The 14,231-nt window shown below is 55.4% G+C and carries 11 protein-coding genes; 5 read left to right on the top strand and 6 right to left on the bottom strand.

Annotation, left to right across the window (positions count from 1 at the left end; genetic code table 11):
• Positions 1 to 787: aminotransferase class V-fold PLP-dependent enzyme (locus AAC083_RS23310; RefSeq protein ID WP_258224756.1), on the bottom strand; the 787-nt coding region annotated here is incomplete at its 3' end.
• A gap of 166 nt (positions 788 to 953) precedes the next feature.
• Here AAC083_RS23310 and rep point away from each other — a divergent pair.
• The gene (rep, locus tag AAC083_RS17705) at positions 954 to 2,966 is read left to right on the top strand and encodes a DNA helicase Rep (protein ID WP_108537300.1); all 2,013 of its coding nucleotides are present in this window, start codon (positions 954 to 956) and stop codon (positions 2,964 to 2,966) included.
• Between the two features lie 8 nt (positions 2,967 to 2,974).
• On the opposite strand, the gene AAC083_RS17710 is transcribed toward rep, so the two are convergent.
• The 5 genes from AAC083_RS17710 to AAC083_RS17730 form a co-directional block, all read right to left on the bottom strand.
• Entirely contained in the window at positions 2,975 to 5,260 is a 2,286-nt protein-coding gene (locus AAC083_RS17710; protein ID WP_108537301.1) for a putative bifunctional diguanylate cyclase/phosphodiesterase, read from the bottom strand.
• A gap of 84 nt (positions 5,261 to 5,344) precedes the next feature.
• On the bottom strand, positions 5,345 to 5,800 hold the full coding sequence (locus AAC083_RS17715) for a c-type cytochrome (protein ID WP_042035852.1): 456 nt from the start codon (positions 5,798 to 5,800) through the stop codon (positions 5,345 to 5,347).
• A gap of 200 nt (positions 5,801 to 6,000) precedes the next feature.
• Positions 6,001 to 7,029: an L-threonine 3-dehydrogenase gene (tdh, locus tag AAC083_RS17720; RefSeq protein WP_108537302.1), complete on the bottom strand. Its 1,029-nt coding sequence runs from the start codon at positions 7,027 to 7,029 to the stop codon at positions 6,001 to 6,003.
• Between the two features lie 68 nt (positions 7,030 to 7,097).
• The gene (locus AAC083_RS17725) at positions 7,098 to 8,288 is read right to left on the bottom strand and encodes a glycine C-acetyltransferase (RefSeq protein ID WP_108537303.1); all 1,191 of its coding nucleotides are present in this window, start codon (positions 8,286 to 8,288) and stop codon (positions 7,098 to 7,100) included.
• Positions 8,289 to 8,406: 118 nt separating this feature from the next.
• The gene (locus AAC083_RS17730; RefSeq protein WP_042035855.1) at positions 8,407 to 9,048 is read right to left on the bottom strand and encodes a TetR/AcrR family transcriptional regulator; all 642 of its coding nucleotides are present in this window, start codon (positions 9,046 to 9,048) and stop codon (positions 8,407 to 8,409) included.
• A gap of 146 nt (positions 9,049 to 9,194) precedes the next feature.
• Between AAC083_RS17730 and rfaD the strand changes: the two genes are divergently transcribed.
• The 4 genes from rfaD to AAC083_RS17750 all read left to right on the top strand — a co-directional run.
• Positions 9,195 to 10,151, top strand: coding sequence for an ADP-glyceromanno-heptose 6-epimerase (gene rfaD / locus AAC083_RS17735; RefSeq protein ID WP_108537308.1), 957 nt, complete (start codon positions 9,195 to 9,197; stop codon positions 10,149 to 10,151).
• 118 nt (positions 10,152 to 10,269) lie between these two features.
• Positions 10,270 to 12,033: a polysaccharide deacetylase family protein gene (locus tag AAC083_RS17740; protein WP_181364805.1), complete on the top strand. Its 1,764-nt coding sequence runs from the start codon at positions 10,270 to 10,272 to the stop codon at positions 12,031 to 12,033.
• Positions 12,034 to 12,035: 2 nt separating this feature from the next.
• Positions 12,036 to 13,244, top strand: a complete 1,209-nt coding sequence (locus AAC083_RS17745) for an O-antigen ligase family protein (protein ID WP_181364806.1) — start codon at positions 12,036 to 12,038, stop codon at positions 13,242 to 13,244.
• Positions 13,241 to 14,231, top strand: a 991-nt coding sequence (locus AAC083_RS17750; protein WP_108537306.1) for a glycosyltransferase, incomplete at its 3' end; no start/stop codon positions are given. The genes AAC083_RS17745 and AAC083_RS17750, both read left to right, overlap by 4 nt.

Consider the following 14,231-nt stretch of genomic DNA (forward strand, 5'->3'; position numbering starts at 1 on the left):
TGAAACTGACTCTGTCGATCATCTCGCCGCCCGCCTGCCAGGGCGGCATGCGTTCCAGCAGTTCGGTTCTACCCCACAGCACACCGATCCCGGTTGGGCCATAGAGCTTGTGGCCGGAGAAGGCGTAGAAGTCGCAACCAATGGCCTGCACATCCACTTCAAGATGAGCCACCGCTTGGGCGCCGTCGATCAGCGTCACGGCGCCAACCGCTTTGGCGGCAGCCACCATCCGGGCGACCGGATTGACAGTACCGAGGGCATTGGAGACGTGGGCCACGCTCACCAGTCGGGTGTGTGGCCCCAGCATGGCGTGATAGGCGGCCATATCGAGGTCACCCTGCTCATCGAGGGGAATGACCCGGATAACCGCGCCGGTACGCTGGGCGACCAGTTGCCACGGGACGATATTGGCGTGGTGCTCCAGGGTGCTGAGGACGATCTCGTCCCCCGCCTTGAGCTCGCTCATTCCCCAGCTTTGGGCCACCAGATTGATCGCCTCAGTGGTGCCACGGGTCCAGATCAGCTCGCGGCTGTGGGGGGCGTTGATGAAGCGGGCGACCGTTTCGCGGGCTGCCTCGAAGGCACGGGTCGCGCGGCCACTCAGGGCGTGGGCGGCGCGGTGCACATTGGCGTTGTCGGCCCGATAGTAGTGCGCGATGGCATCCAGCACCGCTTGCGGCTTCTGGGTGGTGGCGGCGTTGTCCAGATAGACCAGAGGGTGGCCGTTCACCTCCTGCGCCAAGGCCGGAAACTGGCCGCGCAGTCGGGCGTGCTGTTGCTGATTCATGCTCCCCTCGTCATCATCTGGAAAAGTCGGCCATGATCCTGAAAATGGCGCTCGAACACAAGGCGCACGATGCTAGCCGACTGATGGTGTGTGGCGCAGCGATGCGGCTCACCCGCTGATTTCTGTTACAATGCCGCCCCTCATCATAAGCCAAGAGATCCGGCCCATGAAGCTCAACCCCAATCAGAACGAAGCGGTCAAGTTTGTCTCCGGCCCTTGCCTGGTGCTGGCGGGAGCCGGATCGGGCAAGACGCGCGTCATCACCAACAAGATCGCCTACCTGGTACAGCAGTGTGGCTATAACGCTCGCAACATAGCAGCCGTCACCTTTACCAACAAAGCGGCGCGGGAGATGAAGGAGCGGGTCGGTCAGACCCTGGGTCGCAAGGAGGCGCGGGGACTCATGGTCTCCACCTTCCATACCCTGGGCCTCGACATCATACGCCGTGAGCACAAGAGTCTGAATCTCAAGGCTAACTTCTCCCTGTTCGACGATACCGACCAGCTGGCGCTGCTCAAGGAGCTGACCGAGGCTGAGCTGGATAATGACAAGGACAAGCTGTCGGCCCTCATCAGCCAGATCTCCAACTGGAAGAACGACCTCATACTGCCGGCGCGCGCCATGCGTATCGCCCAAGGGCCGGAAGAAGTACTGATGGCCCAGCTCTACGAGCGCTATCACCGCCAGATGGTGGCCTACAACGCGCTCGACTTCGATGACCTTATCGTGATGCCGACCCTGCTGCTCAAAAGCAATGACGAGGTACGCATCCGCTGGCAGAACAAGATCCGCTACCTGCTGGTCGATGAGTATCAGGACACCAATACCAGCCAGTACGAGCTGGTGAAGCAGATCGTCGGCGAGCGGGCTCGCTTTACCGTGGTGGGGGACGATGACCAGTCCATCTACTCCTGGCGTGGCGCCAAGCCGCAAAATCTGGTGCTGCTCAACGAAGACTTTCCGAGCCTCAAGCTCATCAAGCTGGAGCAGAACTACCGCTCCAAGGGGCGCATTCTGAAATGCGCCAACATATTGATCGCCAACAACCCCCACGTGTTCGACAAGGCGCTCTTCTCCGAGCTCGATTACGGGGTGCCGGTCAAGGTGCTGTTTGCCAAAAATGAGGAGCACGAGGCGGAGCGGATCGCCGCCGAGTTGATGGGCCACAAGTTCATGAACCGTACCCGCTTCAAGGATTACGCCATCCTCTATCGTGGCAACCATCAGTCGCGCATCTTCGAGAAGGCGCTGATGACCAACCGCATCCCCTATCGCATCTCGGGCGGTACCTCTTTCTTCTCCCGTACCGAGATCAAGGACATCATGGCTTATCTCAAGCTGCTGGTGAATCCGGACGAGGACACCGCCTTCCTGCGGGTGGTCAACCTGCCACGGCGGGAGATAGGTCCCACCACGCTCGAAAAACTGGGTCAGTATGCCAACCAGCGCGGCAAGAGCCTGTTTGCCGCCAGCTTCGAGCTGGGGCTGGAGCAATCGCTCTCCGGCCGTGGTCTGGTGGCCCTGCAGGCCTTCACCAACTGGCTGGTGCGACTCGGCGATCAGGCGCAGCGCGGCAACCCGGTGGAGGCGGTGCGGGACATGATCAAGGAGATCCACTACGAGGAGTGGCTCTACGAGACCTCCCCTAGTCCGAAGGCGGCCGAGATGCGGATGCAGAACGTCTCCACCCTCTATCGCTGGATCACAGAGATGCTGGAAGGGGATGAGCTGGAGGAGTCGATGACGCTCGCCCAAGTAGTGACCCGTCTTACCCTGCGCGACATGATGGAGCGTAACGAGGGGGAGGATGATGCGGATCAGGTGCAGCTGATGACACTGCACGCCTCCAAGGGGCTGGAGTTCCCCTACGTCTTCATGGTGGGGATGGAAGAGGGCCTGTTGCCCCACCAGACCAGCATTGATGAAGACAACGTGGAGGAAGAGCGGCGTCTCGCCTACGTGGGCATTACCCGCGCCCAGACCGAGCTCACCTTCACCCTCTGCAAGGAGCGGCGCCAGTATGGCGAATCGGTGCGGCCCGAGCCGAGCCGCTTCCTGCTGGAGCTGCCTCAGGACGATCTGGAGTGGGAGAACCAGAAGAAGGTGACGGCCGAGGAGCGCCAGCAGAAGGGGCAAGTCGGGGTTGCCAACCTGAGGGCGCTGTTCAAGAAGGATTGAGCCGGCGGCTAGCCACGCTCACCCTTGGTCTGGGTGAGCAGGGGTGTGATATCGGCTCCCGGCATGGGGGGGGAGATGTAGCGCCCTTGTCCCATCAGGCAACCCATGTCGATCAGCTTCTGTAGTTGTTGCTGGTTCTCGATCCCTTCGACCACCAGGGTGAAGTCCAGATCCTGGCAGATATCGCGCATGGCGCGGATCAGCGCCAAATCCTTGGGGGATTGCAGCATGCGATGGGTGAAGCTGTCATCCACCTTGATGTAATCTACCGGGAAGTGGAACAGGGCGTTGAGGGAGGAGAAGCCGGTGCCAAAATCATCCAGACTGATCTGAATGCCCTTGGCCCTCAGCTCGTGCAGGGAAGTGAGGGCGTCGGAATCTTGCCGCGACAGCTCCCGCTCGTTGAATTCAAAGATCAGATAGCCAGGCGCTATCCCCTCGGTTTCTATGATGTCCATCAGCCGCATGATCTGCTCGTGATTGACCAGATGCTTGCCGGAGAGGTTGATGGCGACCTTGAACTTGCTCTGGCCTGAGATGGGCAACCACGCTTTCAACTGTTGGCAGGTGTGGCGCAGTATCTGGTAATCCAGCTCTTGAATGAGGCCGCACTGTTCCGCCAGCGGGATGAAGTCGAAGGCATCCTTGAGCACCCCCTCTTCGGTGATCCAGCGTGCCATCACCTCCAGTCCGGTCAGGCGGCTGTCCTTGAGCCGGATCACCGGCTGGAAATAGGGCAGTATGCGGCCCTCCCGCAGGGCCTTGGCCAGCATCTCTTCTGGTGAAGCCCAGGTCTGGGCAGAACACTCCTCCGAATAGCTGACGATGCGGCTGCGTCCGTTGCGCTTGGCCTGATACATGGCCAGATCAGCCTGATGCAGCAGTTGGCTGATGTCGGTGGTCTGCTCCGATACGCTGGCCACCCCGAGGCTGACCGTGATACTCAGCTCGTTGCCTTGCAGCCGGAAGGGATAAGAGAGGCGGCTGATGATGCGATTGAGCACAGGGCTGATATCCTCCTCGTTTTTGCTGCTATCCAGATAGATGACGAACTCGTCCCCTCCCAGTCTGGCCACCATGTCGTTTTGCCGGATGCAGCTTTGCAGGCGGCGGCTCATCTCCTTCAGCAGTTGATCGCCTGCGCCGTGTCCCAGGGTGTCATTGACTTGCTTGAAGTGATCCAGATCGATGAAGATCAGCGAGAACCCGGGTGACTTGTAACGGTGGAAGTGGGTCATGGCGTGGTTGAGGTGGTTCATCAACAGGGCGCGGTTGGGCAACTGGGTCAACGGATCGTGCAGGGCATCGAACTGAAGCCTGCGTTCCTGTTCCTGATGCTGCTTGAGCTGCTTCTGCAATCTGAGGTTGGTCTGTCGCAGCTGTTGCAGGCGTTGATTGATGGAGTCTTCCGAGTTGATGTCGTGCAGCTGTTGCCGGATCCGTCTCAGCTCCAGCAGCAGGGTCAGCTGGCTGCGCAAGAAGTCAAGGAACAGCCGATCGTCCGTCTCCAGCAGCTGCGGGGTGCTGATGATGAAATGGGCAAAATATTGCTGCTGTAGCCGCAGGGGTTGGCTGTACCAAAACAGCTGCTCCTTATGCTGCTCTATGTTGTTGGTGCTGTGGCACATGCCCGCGATGAACTCATCGCCGTGCAGCGGCAGCTCGGGATAGATCTTTTCCAACTGGTGGCTGTCGATGCGTACCAGCAGCAGGTCCTTAATGGCCAGCATCTGGCGCAGCACGGCTTCCAGTTGGGAAAACAGGGCCTGGCTGGGCAGGGTATTGGCCAAGCGAATGATGCGATTGATGCTCTCGATTTTTTTCTGCCAGTCCGGGTCCTTGCGGATGAGCGGAGAAGCCAGCTCCGAGAATTGCGAGCCGGCCTGGGTTTCATTCAATCGTGTGGCGAGGCACTCCAGCAGCAAGCGTAGGGTGGGTAGCTCCTTGGGCTGGCTGCAGGCCAGCAACCACTGCACCTGACCATGTTCGATGGGAAACACACACCAGCCCTGGGCTTCATCAAGTTGGGTTAGCTGTTCAGTGAGCAGTGACGCTTCCAGCCCCAGCTGCAGTTTGAAACTATCGGAAATCTGATGTTCACACACCCAGTGCAGCCCAGACTCTGACAAGCCCAGCATGCCGAAATGCTGCAGCGGGCAGAGCTGGTCCAATTGCTGGATAAGGGTGTCGTACTCTTTGGGCGTGGCAGAGGAGGGGGCAGGAAAATCCATAATGGCGGACATTAACGCCAGCAAGGGAGTCGAATACTGTGATGCTCTGGGTTGCGCTGACATAGAAACTCCCAATGTGCCTACCCTACAAAGAGTAGTCGGAAGTGAACAGATTGAAAGGGCCGCAAGTGCGGCCCTTTCAATCACTTAGAGCTTGTCGATCATGTAGTGAATGGCGTTTTCGATCTCTTCATCGCTACAGGTGGCGCAAGTTCCCCGTGGCGGCATGACACCCGCCTTGCCAGTGAAGCCTTCGATGGCATGTTTCTTCAATGTATCGATGCCTTGGGCGATGCGTGGTTCCCACGCTGCCTGGTCGCCGCGTTTGGGGGCACCGGCAATACCCATGTCATGACAGGCAAAGCACGCACCCTTGTACACGGCCTCGCCATCACGTGGGCCGGATGGTGCTGCCGCCACAGAAGCTGCGCCTGCGGTCGCAATCCCTTCCAGATCCTTGGCGGTATAGACTTGACCGACAGGTTTGATCCGTTCGGCAATCGCTTCCGGCGACATATCATCGGCAGCAAACACCACGCCGGACAGACTGGCAGCCGTCATCCCGACAACCAGCAAATAGCTCAGTTTTTTCAACACGCTCATGTACTCCCAGCAGGCTTTTATTATCCCTAGAAAACGACGGGATTATAACCGAATAGTTACAGCCATTTAAACGCTTGTGTGTGAAGTGTTAAGCACTCTGCGTGCAAAGTTTCTTCGTCAGATCACAAACTGGCGAGGAGAGGCGCAGAAAAAGAAACCCGGTCTTCACCGGGTTTCATGGGATTGAGCCGCCGAGAGACTTATTTATCCCAGCTGAGGATCACCTTGCCGGACTGGCCGGAGCGCATGGCATCGAAGCCCTGCTGGAAGTCATCGATATCAAAACGGTGGGTGATGATGGGGGACAAATCCAATCCGGACTGTATCAGGCTGGCCATTTTGTACCAGGTCTCGAACATCTCGCGACCGTAGATCCCTTTGATAAACAGACCCTTGAAGATCACCTTGTTCCAGTCGATGGCCATGGTGGCAGGCGGGATGCCGAGCATGGCGATCTTGCCGCCGTGGTTCATCTTGTCGATCATATCCTGGAAGGCGCTGGGCACGCCGGACATCTCCAGCCCCACGTCGAAGCCTTCGGTCATGCCCAGCTCGGTCATCACGTCGGAGAGTTTTTCCTTGGCCACGTTGACGGCGCGGGTGGCGCCCATCTTGCGGGCCAGATCCAGCCGGTATTCGTTGACGTCGGTGATCACCACATGGCGGGCGCCCACGTGGCGACAAACGGCGGCAGCCATGATGCCGATGGGACCCGCGCCGGTGATGAGCACATCCTCACCCACCAGATCGAAGGAGAGGGCGGTGTGCACCGCATTGCCAAAGGGATCGAAGATAGCAGCCAGCTCGTCCGGGATGTTGTCCGGCAGCTTGAAGGCATTGAAGGCCGGGATCACCAGATATTCGGCGAAGGCGCCCGGGCGGTTGACGCCGACCCCAATGGTGTTGCGGCACAGATGGGTGCGGCCTGCGCGGCAGTTGCGGCAATGTCCGCAGGTGATATGGCCTTCGCCGGATACCCGGTCTCCCACGGCGAAGCCGCGGACTTCCTGGCCGATGGCGACCACTTCCCCGACATATTCATGGCCAACCACCATGGGCACCGGAATGGTCTTCTGGGACCAGTCGTCCCAGTTGTAGATGTGGATGTCGGTGCCGCAGATGGCGGTCTTGCGGATCTTGATCAGCAGGTCGTTGTGGCCGAGTTCGGGGGCCGGTACGTCCGTCATCCAGATGCCGACTTCTTTGTGCAGTTTGGAGAGTGCTTTCATGGTTGTTCCTTCATGCCAGTCAATCACGATGAATGCAGAAAAAAGGGGCTGCAGCCCCTTGATTCAAATCAGATAACGCCGAGTTCACGGCCGATGCGGATGAAGGCGTCGATCGCCTTGTCCAGCTGTTCGCGCGTGTGGGCGGCAGACATCTGGGTGCGAATGCGTGCCTGACCCTTGGGCACCACCGGGAAGGAGAAGCCCACCACATAGATGCCGGCAGCCAGCATGCGGCTCGCCATCTCGGAGGCGAGCTTGGCATCTCCCAGCATGACCGGAATGATGGCGTGATCGGCCCCCGCCAGGGTGAAGCCAGCGGCGCTCATCCGCTCGCGGAAGTAACGGCTGTTCTCTTGGAGGCGAGCGCGCAGGTCGTGACCGTCGGCCAGCATGTCAATCACCTTGATGGTGGCGGCGACAATGGAGGGGGCCAGCGAGTTGGAGAAGAGGTAGGGGCGGGAGCGCTGACGCAGCCAGTCGATCACCTCCTTTTTGCCGGAGGTGTAGCCGCCAGAGGCGCCGCCGAGTGCCTTGCCCAGGGTACCGGTGATAATGTCGACCCTGTCCAGCACATCGCAATATTCGTGGGTGCCGCGACCGTTCTCGCCGATGAAGCCGACGGCATGGGAGTCATCCACCATCACCAGGGCATCGTATTTGTCGGCCAGATCGCAGATGGATTTGAGGTCGGCGATGACCCCGTCCATGGAGAAGACGCCGTCGGTGGCGATCAGTTTGAAGCGGGCGCCATCGGCATCCGCCTGTTTGAGCTGGGCTTCCAGCTCGGCCATGTCGTTGTTGGCGTAGCGATAGCGCTTGGCCTTGCACAGCCGCACGCCGTCGATGATGGAGGCGTGGTTGAGGGCATCGGAGATGATGGCATCTTCGGCGCCGAACAGGGTCTCGAACAGGCCGCCGTTGGCATCAAAGCAGGAGGAGTAAAGGATGGTGTCCTCGGTGCCGAGGAAGGCCGACATCTTCTGCTCCAGCGCTTTGTGCTGGTCCTGGGTGCCACAGATGAAGCGCACCGAAGCCATGCCGAAGCCATGGCTGTCGAGCCCCTGATGGGCGGCGGCGATCAGATCCGGGTGGTTGGCCAGCCCCAGATAGTTGTTGGCACAGAAGTTCAGTACCTGCTCACCGCCGACGGCGATGCTGGCTTGCTGGGCGGAGGTGATGATGCGCTCCTGCTTGTACAACCCCTCAGCTTGCACCTGGTTCAGTTGCTCGGTCAGGTGACGATAGAATCCGTTAGACATCCTCGATCCTTATTGGCTATTTCAGCTGCGTATCAACAGAGGGCAACATTTTACTGCAATCTGTTGCGGCAAATTCAAATGATTGTGCTGATATTCAACAAGTGTGAAACAGATCTCACTAAGCTGGTTGGGCCAGCTGACGGTAGTGTTGTTCCAGCTGCTGGATCTGTCCGGCCACCTGCGGTTGGATATAGGGGCGCAGCAAAAATAGTACCTTCAACACCCCCTGATAGAGCAGCGGTTTGGTGATGCGGGTATTGGGCGCCTGGGCAATCTGGAACGGGATCCAGCAGGTCACCACCATCTTGATGGTCTGGCCAAGGTCGGGCAGGTCTGCGTCGTTGACGTCTATGATGCCCCCTTCACGCAGGCTCCTGAGCAGGGCGACCACGGAGGAGCGCATCTGTTCCTGGGCCTTGAGGTACTTCTGCTGCAGCGGTTCGTCGCGGCTCAGAATGTCCGGCAGGTTGGCGTAGAAAAAGCGGAACTGCCACATCAGATAGAAGATGGCATCCAGATAGCCCATCAGGTTTTCCAGCTTGATTTCGTTACTGCGCGCGGGGGTGAAGCTCTCGCTCAGGTGGCGGGCGTATTGATCAAAAATCGAGTGGATGATGTCTTCTTTATTCCTGAAGTGGTAATAAAGGTTGCCAGGGCTGATGCCAAGATGGGCGGCAATGTGGTTGGTGGTGATGTTGCGCTCACCCTGATCGTTGAACAGCTCGGTGGCGCTGTGAATGATCCTGTCTCTGGTTTTCATCACTGTTCCCTCTGGCGGGCCCGTTGCATCAAGGTCGAATCCCCTTGCGGCCCGTGATAAACTTTTCGGCAATTTCAAATTGGTTCACTATACACAGCTTTAACAAGCAGTCACACGTGACCATCAACGTACGCGAGGCAAACTCCATGATCGTAGTAACTGGCGGTGCTGGCTTTATCGGCAGCAATCTGGTCAAGCAGCTGAACGCTCAAGGACGGACCGATATCGTGGTCATCGATGACCTGACCGATGGCACCAAGTTCATCAACCTGGTCGATCTGACCATTGCCGATTACATGGATAAGGACGAGTTCCAGGCGCGGATCGTCTCCGGCGACGAATTTGAAGAGTGGGGCGACGGCATCGAGGTGATCTTCCACGAAGGCGCCTGCTCCGCGACCACTGAGTGGAACGGCAAGTTCATCATGGAGGTCAACTACGAGTACTCCAAAGATTTGTTCCACTACTGCATCGAGCGGGAGATTCCCTTCATCTACGCCTCCTCCGCCGCGACTTACGGTGGCCGCAACGACAACTTCATCGAAGATCCCAAGTTCGAGCAGCCGCTCAACGTCTATGGCTACTCCAAGCAGCTGTTCGACCAGTACGTGCGCCGCTGGATGCCGGAGATCAACTCCCAGGTTGTGGGTCTGAAGTACTTCAACGTCTACGGTCCGCGTGAGCAGCACAAGGGCCCCATGGCTTCCGTTGCCTTTCACCTCAATACCCAGGTGAAGAAGGGCGAAAAACCCAAGCTGTTCGAAGGTTGTGACGGTTTCCCGAACGGCGGCCAGATGCGTGACTTCATCTATGTGGATGACGTTTGCAAGGTGAACCTCTGGTTCTGGCAGAACCCGCAACACTCCGGCATTTTCAACTGCGGCACCGGTCGTGCCGAGCCGTTCCAGAACGTGGCCGAAGCCGTGATCCAGCATCACCAGAAAGGGACTATCGAGTACATTCCCTTCCCGGATCACCTCAAGGGTCGCTATCAGAGTTTCACCCAGGCAGACATGACCAAGCTGCGCGGTGTCGGTTATGATGCCGAATTCAAAACCGTTGCCGAAGGGGTCGCGGATTACATGGCTTGGCTCAACCGCTAACGGGTGAGCACAACGCGACCGTTTGAGCGCAAAACCGGAAGCAGACACTCGCTTGCTTCCGGTTTCTGGCGTCTGGCACGGCTTGTCGTTCCTCTCTTCTCCACCGGGTAACCGCGCAATGAATGTATTGATGGCACTCTCCCAGCTCGAAGTGACGGGAGCTGAGGTCTATGCCACCACGGTCGGTAACGAACTGACCCGGCGTGGTCACAACGTTTTTTATGTTTCAGATACCCTGACCAAACCGACCCTTGGTCCCGTCTTCAAGCTTCGATTCAACAAGCGCAGCATACTGCGCCGCTTCTGGCACGTATTTTACCTCATCTATCTCATCAAGAAGCACCATATCCAGTTGGTGCATGCTCACTCCCGCGCCTCTGGCTGGAGTAGTTATGTGGCCTGCAAGCTGACCGGTACTCCCATGATCACCACGGTGCACGGTCGCCAGCCGGTACACGCGTCACGCAAGGCGTTCCACGCCCTTGGCTATCGGGCGGTTGCCGTCTGCGAGGATATTGCCCACCAGATCATCGACAACCTGGGGGTGGATCCCCAGATTGTGCAGGTGCTGCGCAACGGTATTGAAACCGACAAGTTTCAGCCCGTCCCTGCGCCGGATAATCCCAAGCCGGTGATCGCCATCATTGGGCGGCTGAGCGGCCCCAAGGGGGAGCTCTGCTATCGCCTGCTGGACGAGGTACTGGATCTGGATGCCTGTCAGGTACGGGTGGTGAGCGGCAGCCAGTTGCCCGAGCGTTTCCACCGCTTCCAGCACCAGGTCGATTTCGTCGGTTATGTGGACGATGTCCCTGCCTTGATGGCGGGATGTGATTTGGTGATCGGTGCTGGCCGGGTGGCGATGGAGGCGCTGCTGTGCGGGCGCCCAGCGTTTGCCATCGGTGAGGCCAAGGCAATTGGTCTGGTGACTGAACAGAATCTGGCAGAGGCGCTGGCGAGCAACTTTGGTGACATAGGCCCCAAGGATCTGGCGATCAACTTCACCACCTTGAGGGCAGAGATAGCGCTCGCGTTGACCAGCAAGCGTGTGCCTGAGGCCATTCGCCTGTGCATTCAGGATGAGTTCGGCTTGCAGGGGGTTGTATCCGGGCTGGAAGTTATCTATCAGGATGCGGTGGTGGAGACCCTGCGCCGTGAGATGCCGGTCATCATGTACCACCGTTTCATCGAGCATGACAGCGAGAAGGGGGTGCATGGCACCTGGATGCCGATCGCCATGTTCGAGAAGCATCTGCGACTGATGAAGTGGCTCGGCTACGAGACCCTGACGTTCCGCGATCTGGCGGACAAGGGTTTTATCCATCGCCTTGAATACGGCAAGAAGTACCTGATGATCACCGCCGATGACGGCTATCAGGACAACCTGACGCGCATGCTGCCACTGCTGGAAAAATATGGTTACAAAGCTGTGGTGTATGTGGTGACCGGAGAGGCACATAATCGCTGGGATGTGGAGCACCCGACCAACCCGGATTCCCAGGTTTCCTTGATGAATGGGGAGCAGATAAAGGCCCTGGTGGCCTCAGGCCATGTGGAGATTGGTGGCCATACCCTGACTCATCCCCGTCTGAGTCAGCTTTCATCCGAGCAACAAGCTCATGAAATACAGGAAAATAAACGTCAGCTGGAAGCCCTGCTCGGTTATTCGCTGGTCTCGTTTGCCTATCCGTACGGAGATATGAACGACAGTGCCAAGGAGCAAACCATCGCCGCCGGGTATCGTTTTGCCGTCGCGACTAACAGTGGTCCCAGAGCAATGCATCAAGATCCTTACCGGATCCGGCGCATCGCCATTTTCCCTCGTACCGATGTTTTTGGGCTGTGGCGTAAGATCCGCGGGAATTATGTTTTTAGAAAGGCATGATTATGACGCTAGTTAAAAAATACGTTCATCGAATTAGCATTGTACTCTGTTCAATGACGTTGTTTTTCACATTGTGTGGGCTATTTATTGTTCCATTAGGCCAACATTATTTGACTAAGTTGCTGGTTTTATCATCCATAATAGGGGTGATAAATTACTTTGTAGGGAATAAAGAGCTGATTGGTGTATCAGCAAAAAATCTTTACTGGTGCGTGTTAATTTACATTGTGGCAATTGGCATCAGTAGACTGGTTCACGATGATGAAAGCTGGTTGATAAGGAACTTGTTATATATTTTGGCATTCTTCTTATTAATGCCAAGAGAGGCCGTTTTGGTTAGTGTATTCAAACTGGGTTCCCTGGTCGGTGGGATTGCGATTGGTTTGCTTGCTATATGGCAATGTCATAATGGAATGCTTCGGGTTGAAGGGTTTACCAATGCTATCCTGTTTGCTCAAGGTGCACTTATTTTGGCCATCTTGAATAGTTTTTTCGCACAGGAATCATCATCTCTTTTGGCTAGATGTCTTTATATTATTAGCTCGATATTTGCAATTTCAGCTATATATCTATCTCAGAGTCGAGGTGCATGGCTGGCACTGGTCGTCGTAGTTACATTTGTACTTTTTGTTAAAGCTATAAAAGAGCCAATAAAATATTTTTCGTGGTTTTTAATACTATCTTGCGTGCTGGTAATTACTTTCTATGAGAGTGATATGTTAAGAGCCCGGATTCTCGAAAGTATTTCTGAAGTTAATATGATGGAGAGTAACGACTATACATCATCATGGGGACTAAGATTAATGGCTTGGAGGAGTGCCTGGGCTGGGTTTGTTGATAACCCATTGCTAGGTGTTGGGTTGGATGGATTTAAAACCATGCAGCAGCAACAACTCTTGGATGGTATAGTAAATAAATTTTATGTTGATTATGGCATGTATCATGCTCATAACCAATTTATTCAGAATATGGTAATCAGAGGCATTTTGGGGCTGCTAGCAGCATTGGCCATATTGGTTTATCCGATGTGGTTATTTTGGCAACAATCAAAATTGGTCTCTGTAGGTTTTATAATTACACTGAGTACATTTTTTTGTGCTCTTACTGATGTTCCGATAGAACACCAAAACACTCTTTATATATATTTGATTTCTTTATTTTTTATCTTTTTTAAGAACGAAGGCAGATTCAACGAAAAGGTTGTCTTATGACTAAACGCCTTTTGTTTTTTATCCATTCTCTAGGTATGGGGGGGGCTGAAAAAGTACTGCTCACATACGTAAAAGGATTGGTGGATAATTATGAATACCATATTACTATTGTTACCAACGAGGATAGTAGTGAATATGTTGTTGCTAAGGAGATCGCCAAGGTAGCAGAGGTAGTTAATCTCGACTTTAAAATTGGTAATTCATTTTTTGCAAAATTGAATGGGTCAATAAAAAAACGATATGCTATTAATAAATTGGTTGAGAGTAGCGATCTGGTAATTGATTTTCTTGATGGCGATTTCTTCAAGTATTTGAATGATTGCTCTAAACCAAAGGTGATGTGGTTACACTCAAGTTTTTATAACCTTGAGGGACGTAAACGCCATATGCGAAAGCGGTGCGCAAGTTATGATAGAGTGATCCTGATCTGCCAAGATATGCTTGCAGAACTTCAAAGAGAGCAGATGAGTTGGTTGAAGAATGCTCATGTTTTATATAATCCTTTCGATTTTTTACGAATTATTCATCAGTCTGAGCAATATGAAGAAAACTCTGCGTTAGACAGGAAGCTGCTGCAGGAGGAGTATATCTTGAGCGTCTCTCGTCTAGATGAGCAGACCAAGGATATTGAGGGGCTGATCCTGGCTTATGCCAGAGCGCTGGATAGTGGGCTGAATAAAAAACTGGTTATCATCGGTGATGGCCCAGATAGGGAACATCTAATATCTGTAGCCGAAAAGTTGAAATTGCATGATCGAATTCATTTTATCGGGCTTAAAGCCAACCCTTATGTATGGATGAAGCATGCTGATACCTTCGTGCTGAGTTCCCGAGGGGAGGGATTTGGTCTGGTATTGGTAGAGGCACTATTGTTGTGTGGCAGGGTTATTTCTACCGATTGCCCTGTTGGTCCCAGCGAGGTCCTTGAGCGGGGGCGGCGGGGTACCCTGGTTCCTATGGGGGATGTATCAGCATTGACAGATGCAC

The organism is Aeromonas sp. HMWF014 (genome assembly GCF_963878295.1).
GTDB lineage: Bacteria > Pseudomonadota > Gammaproteobacteria > Enterobacterales > Aeromonadaceae > Aeromonas > Aeromonas popoffii.

Coding starts and splice junctions, on each gene's coding strand:
- rep (WP_108537300.1), top strand. CDS start 954: ATGAAGCTCAACCCCAATCAGAACGAAGCGGTCAAGTTTGTCTCCGGC.
- AAC083_RS17710 (WP_108537301.1), bottom strand. CDS start 5,260: ATGTCAGCGCAACCCAGAGCATCACAGTATTCGACTCCCTTGCTGGCG.
- AAC083_RS17715 (WP_042035852.1), bottom strand. CDS start 5,800: ATGAGCGTGTTGAAAAAACTGAGCTATTTGCTGGTTGTCGGGATGACG.
- tdh (WP_108537302.1), bottom strand. CDS start 7,029: ATGAAAGCACTCTCCAAACTGCACAAAGAAGTCGGCATCTGGATGACG.
- AAC083_RS17725 (WP_108537303.1), bottom strand. CDS start 8,288: ATGTCTAACGGATTCTATCGTCACCTGACCGAGCAACTGAACCAGGTG.
- AAC083_RS17730 (WP_042035855.1), bottom strand. CDS start 9,048: ATGAAAACCAGAGACAGGATCATTCACAGCGCCACCGAGCTGTTCAAC.
- rfaD (WP_108537308.1), top strand. CDS start 9,195: ATGATCGTAGTAACTGGCGGTGCTGGCTTTATCGGCAGCAATCTGGTC.
- AAC083_RS17740 (WP_181364805.1), top strand. CDS start 10,270: ATGAATGTATTGATGGCACTCTCCCAGCTCGAAGTGACGGGAGCTGAG.
- AAC083_RS17745 (WP_181364806.1), top strand. CDS start 12,036: ATGACGCTAGTTAAAAAATACGTTCATCGAATTAGCATTGTACTCTGT.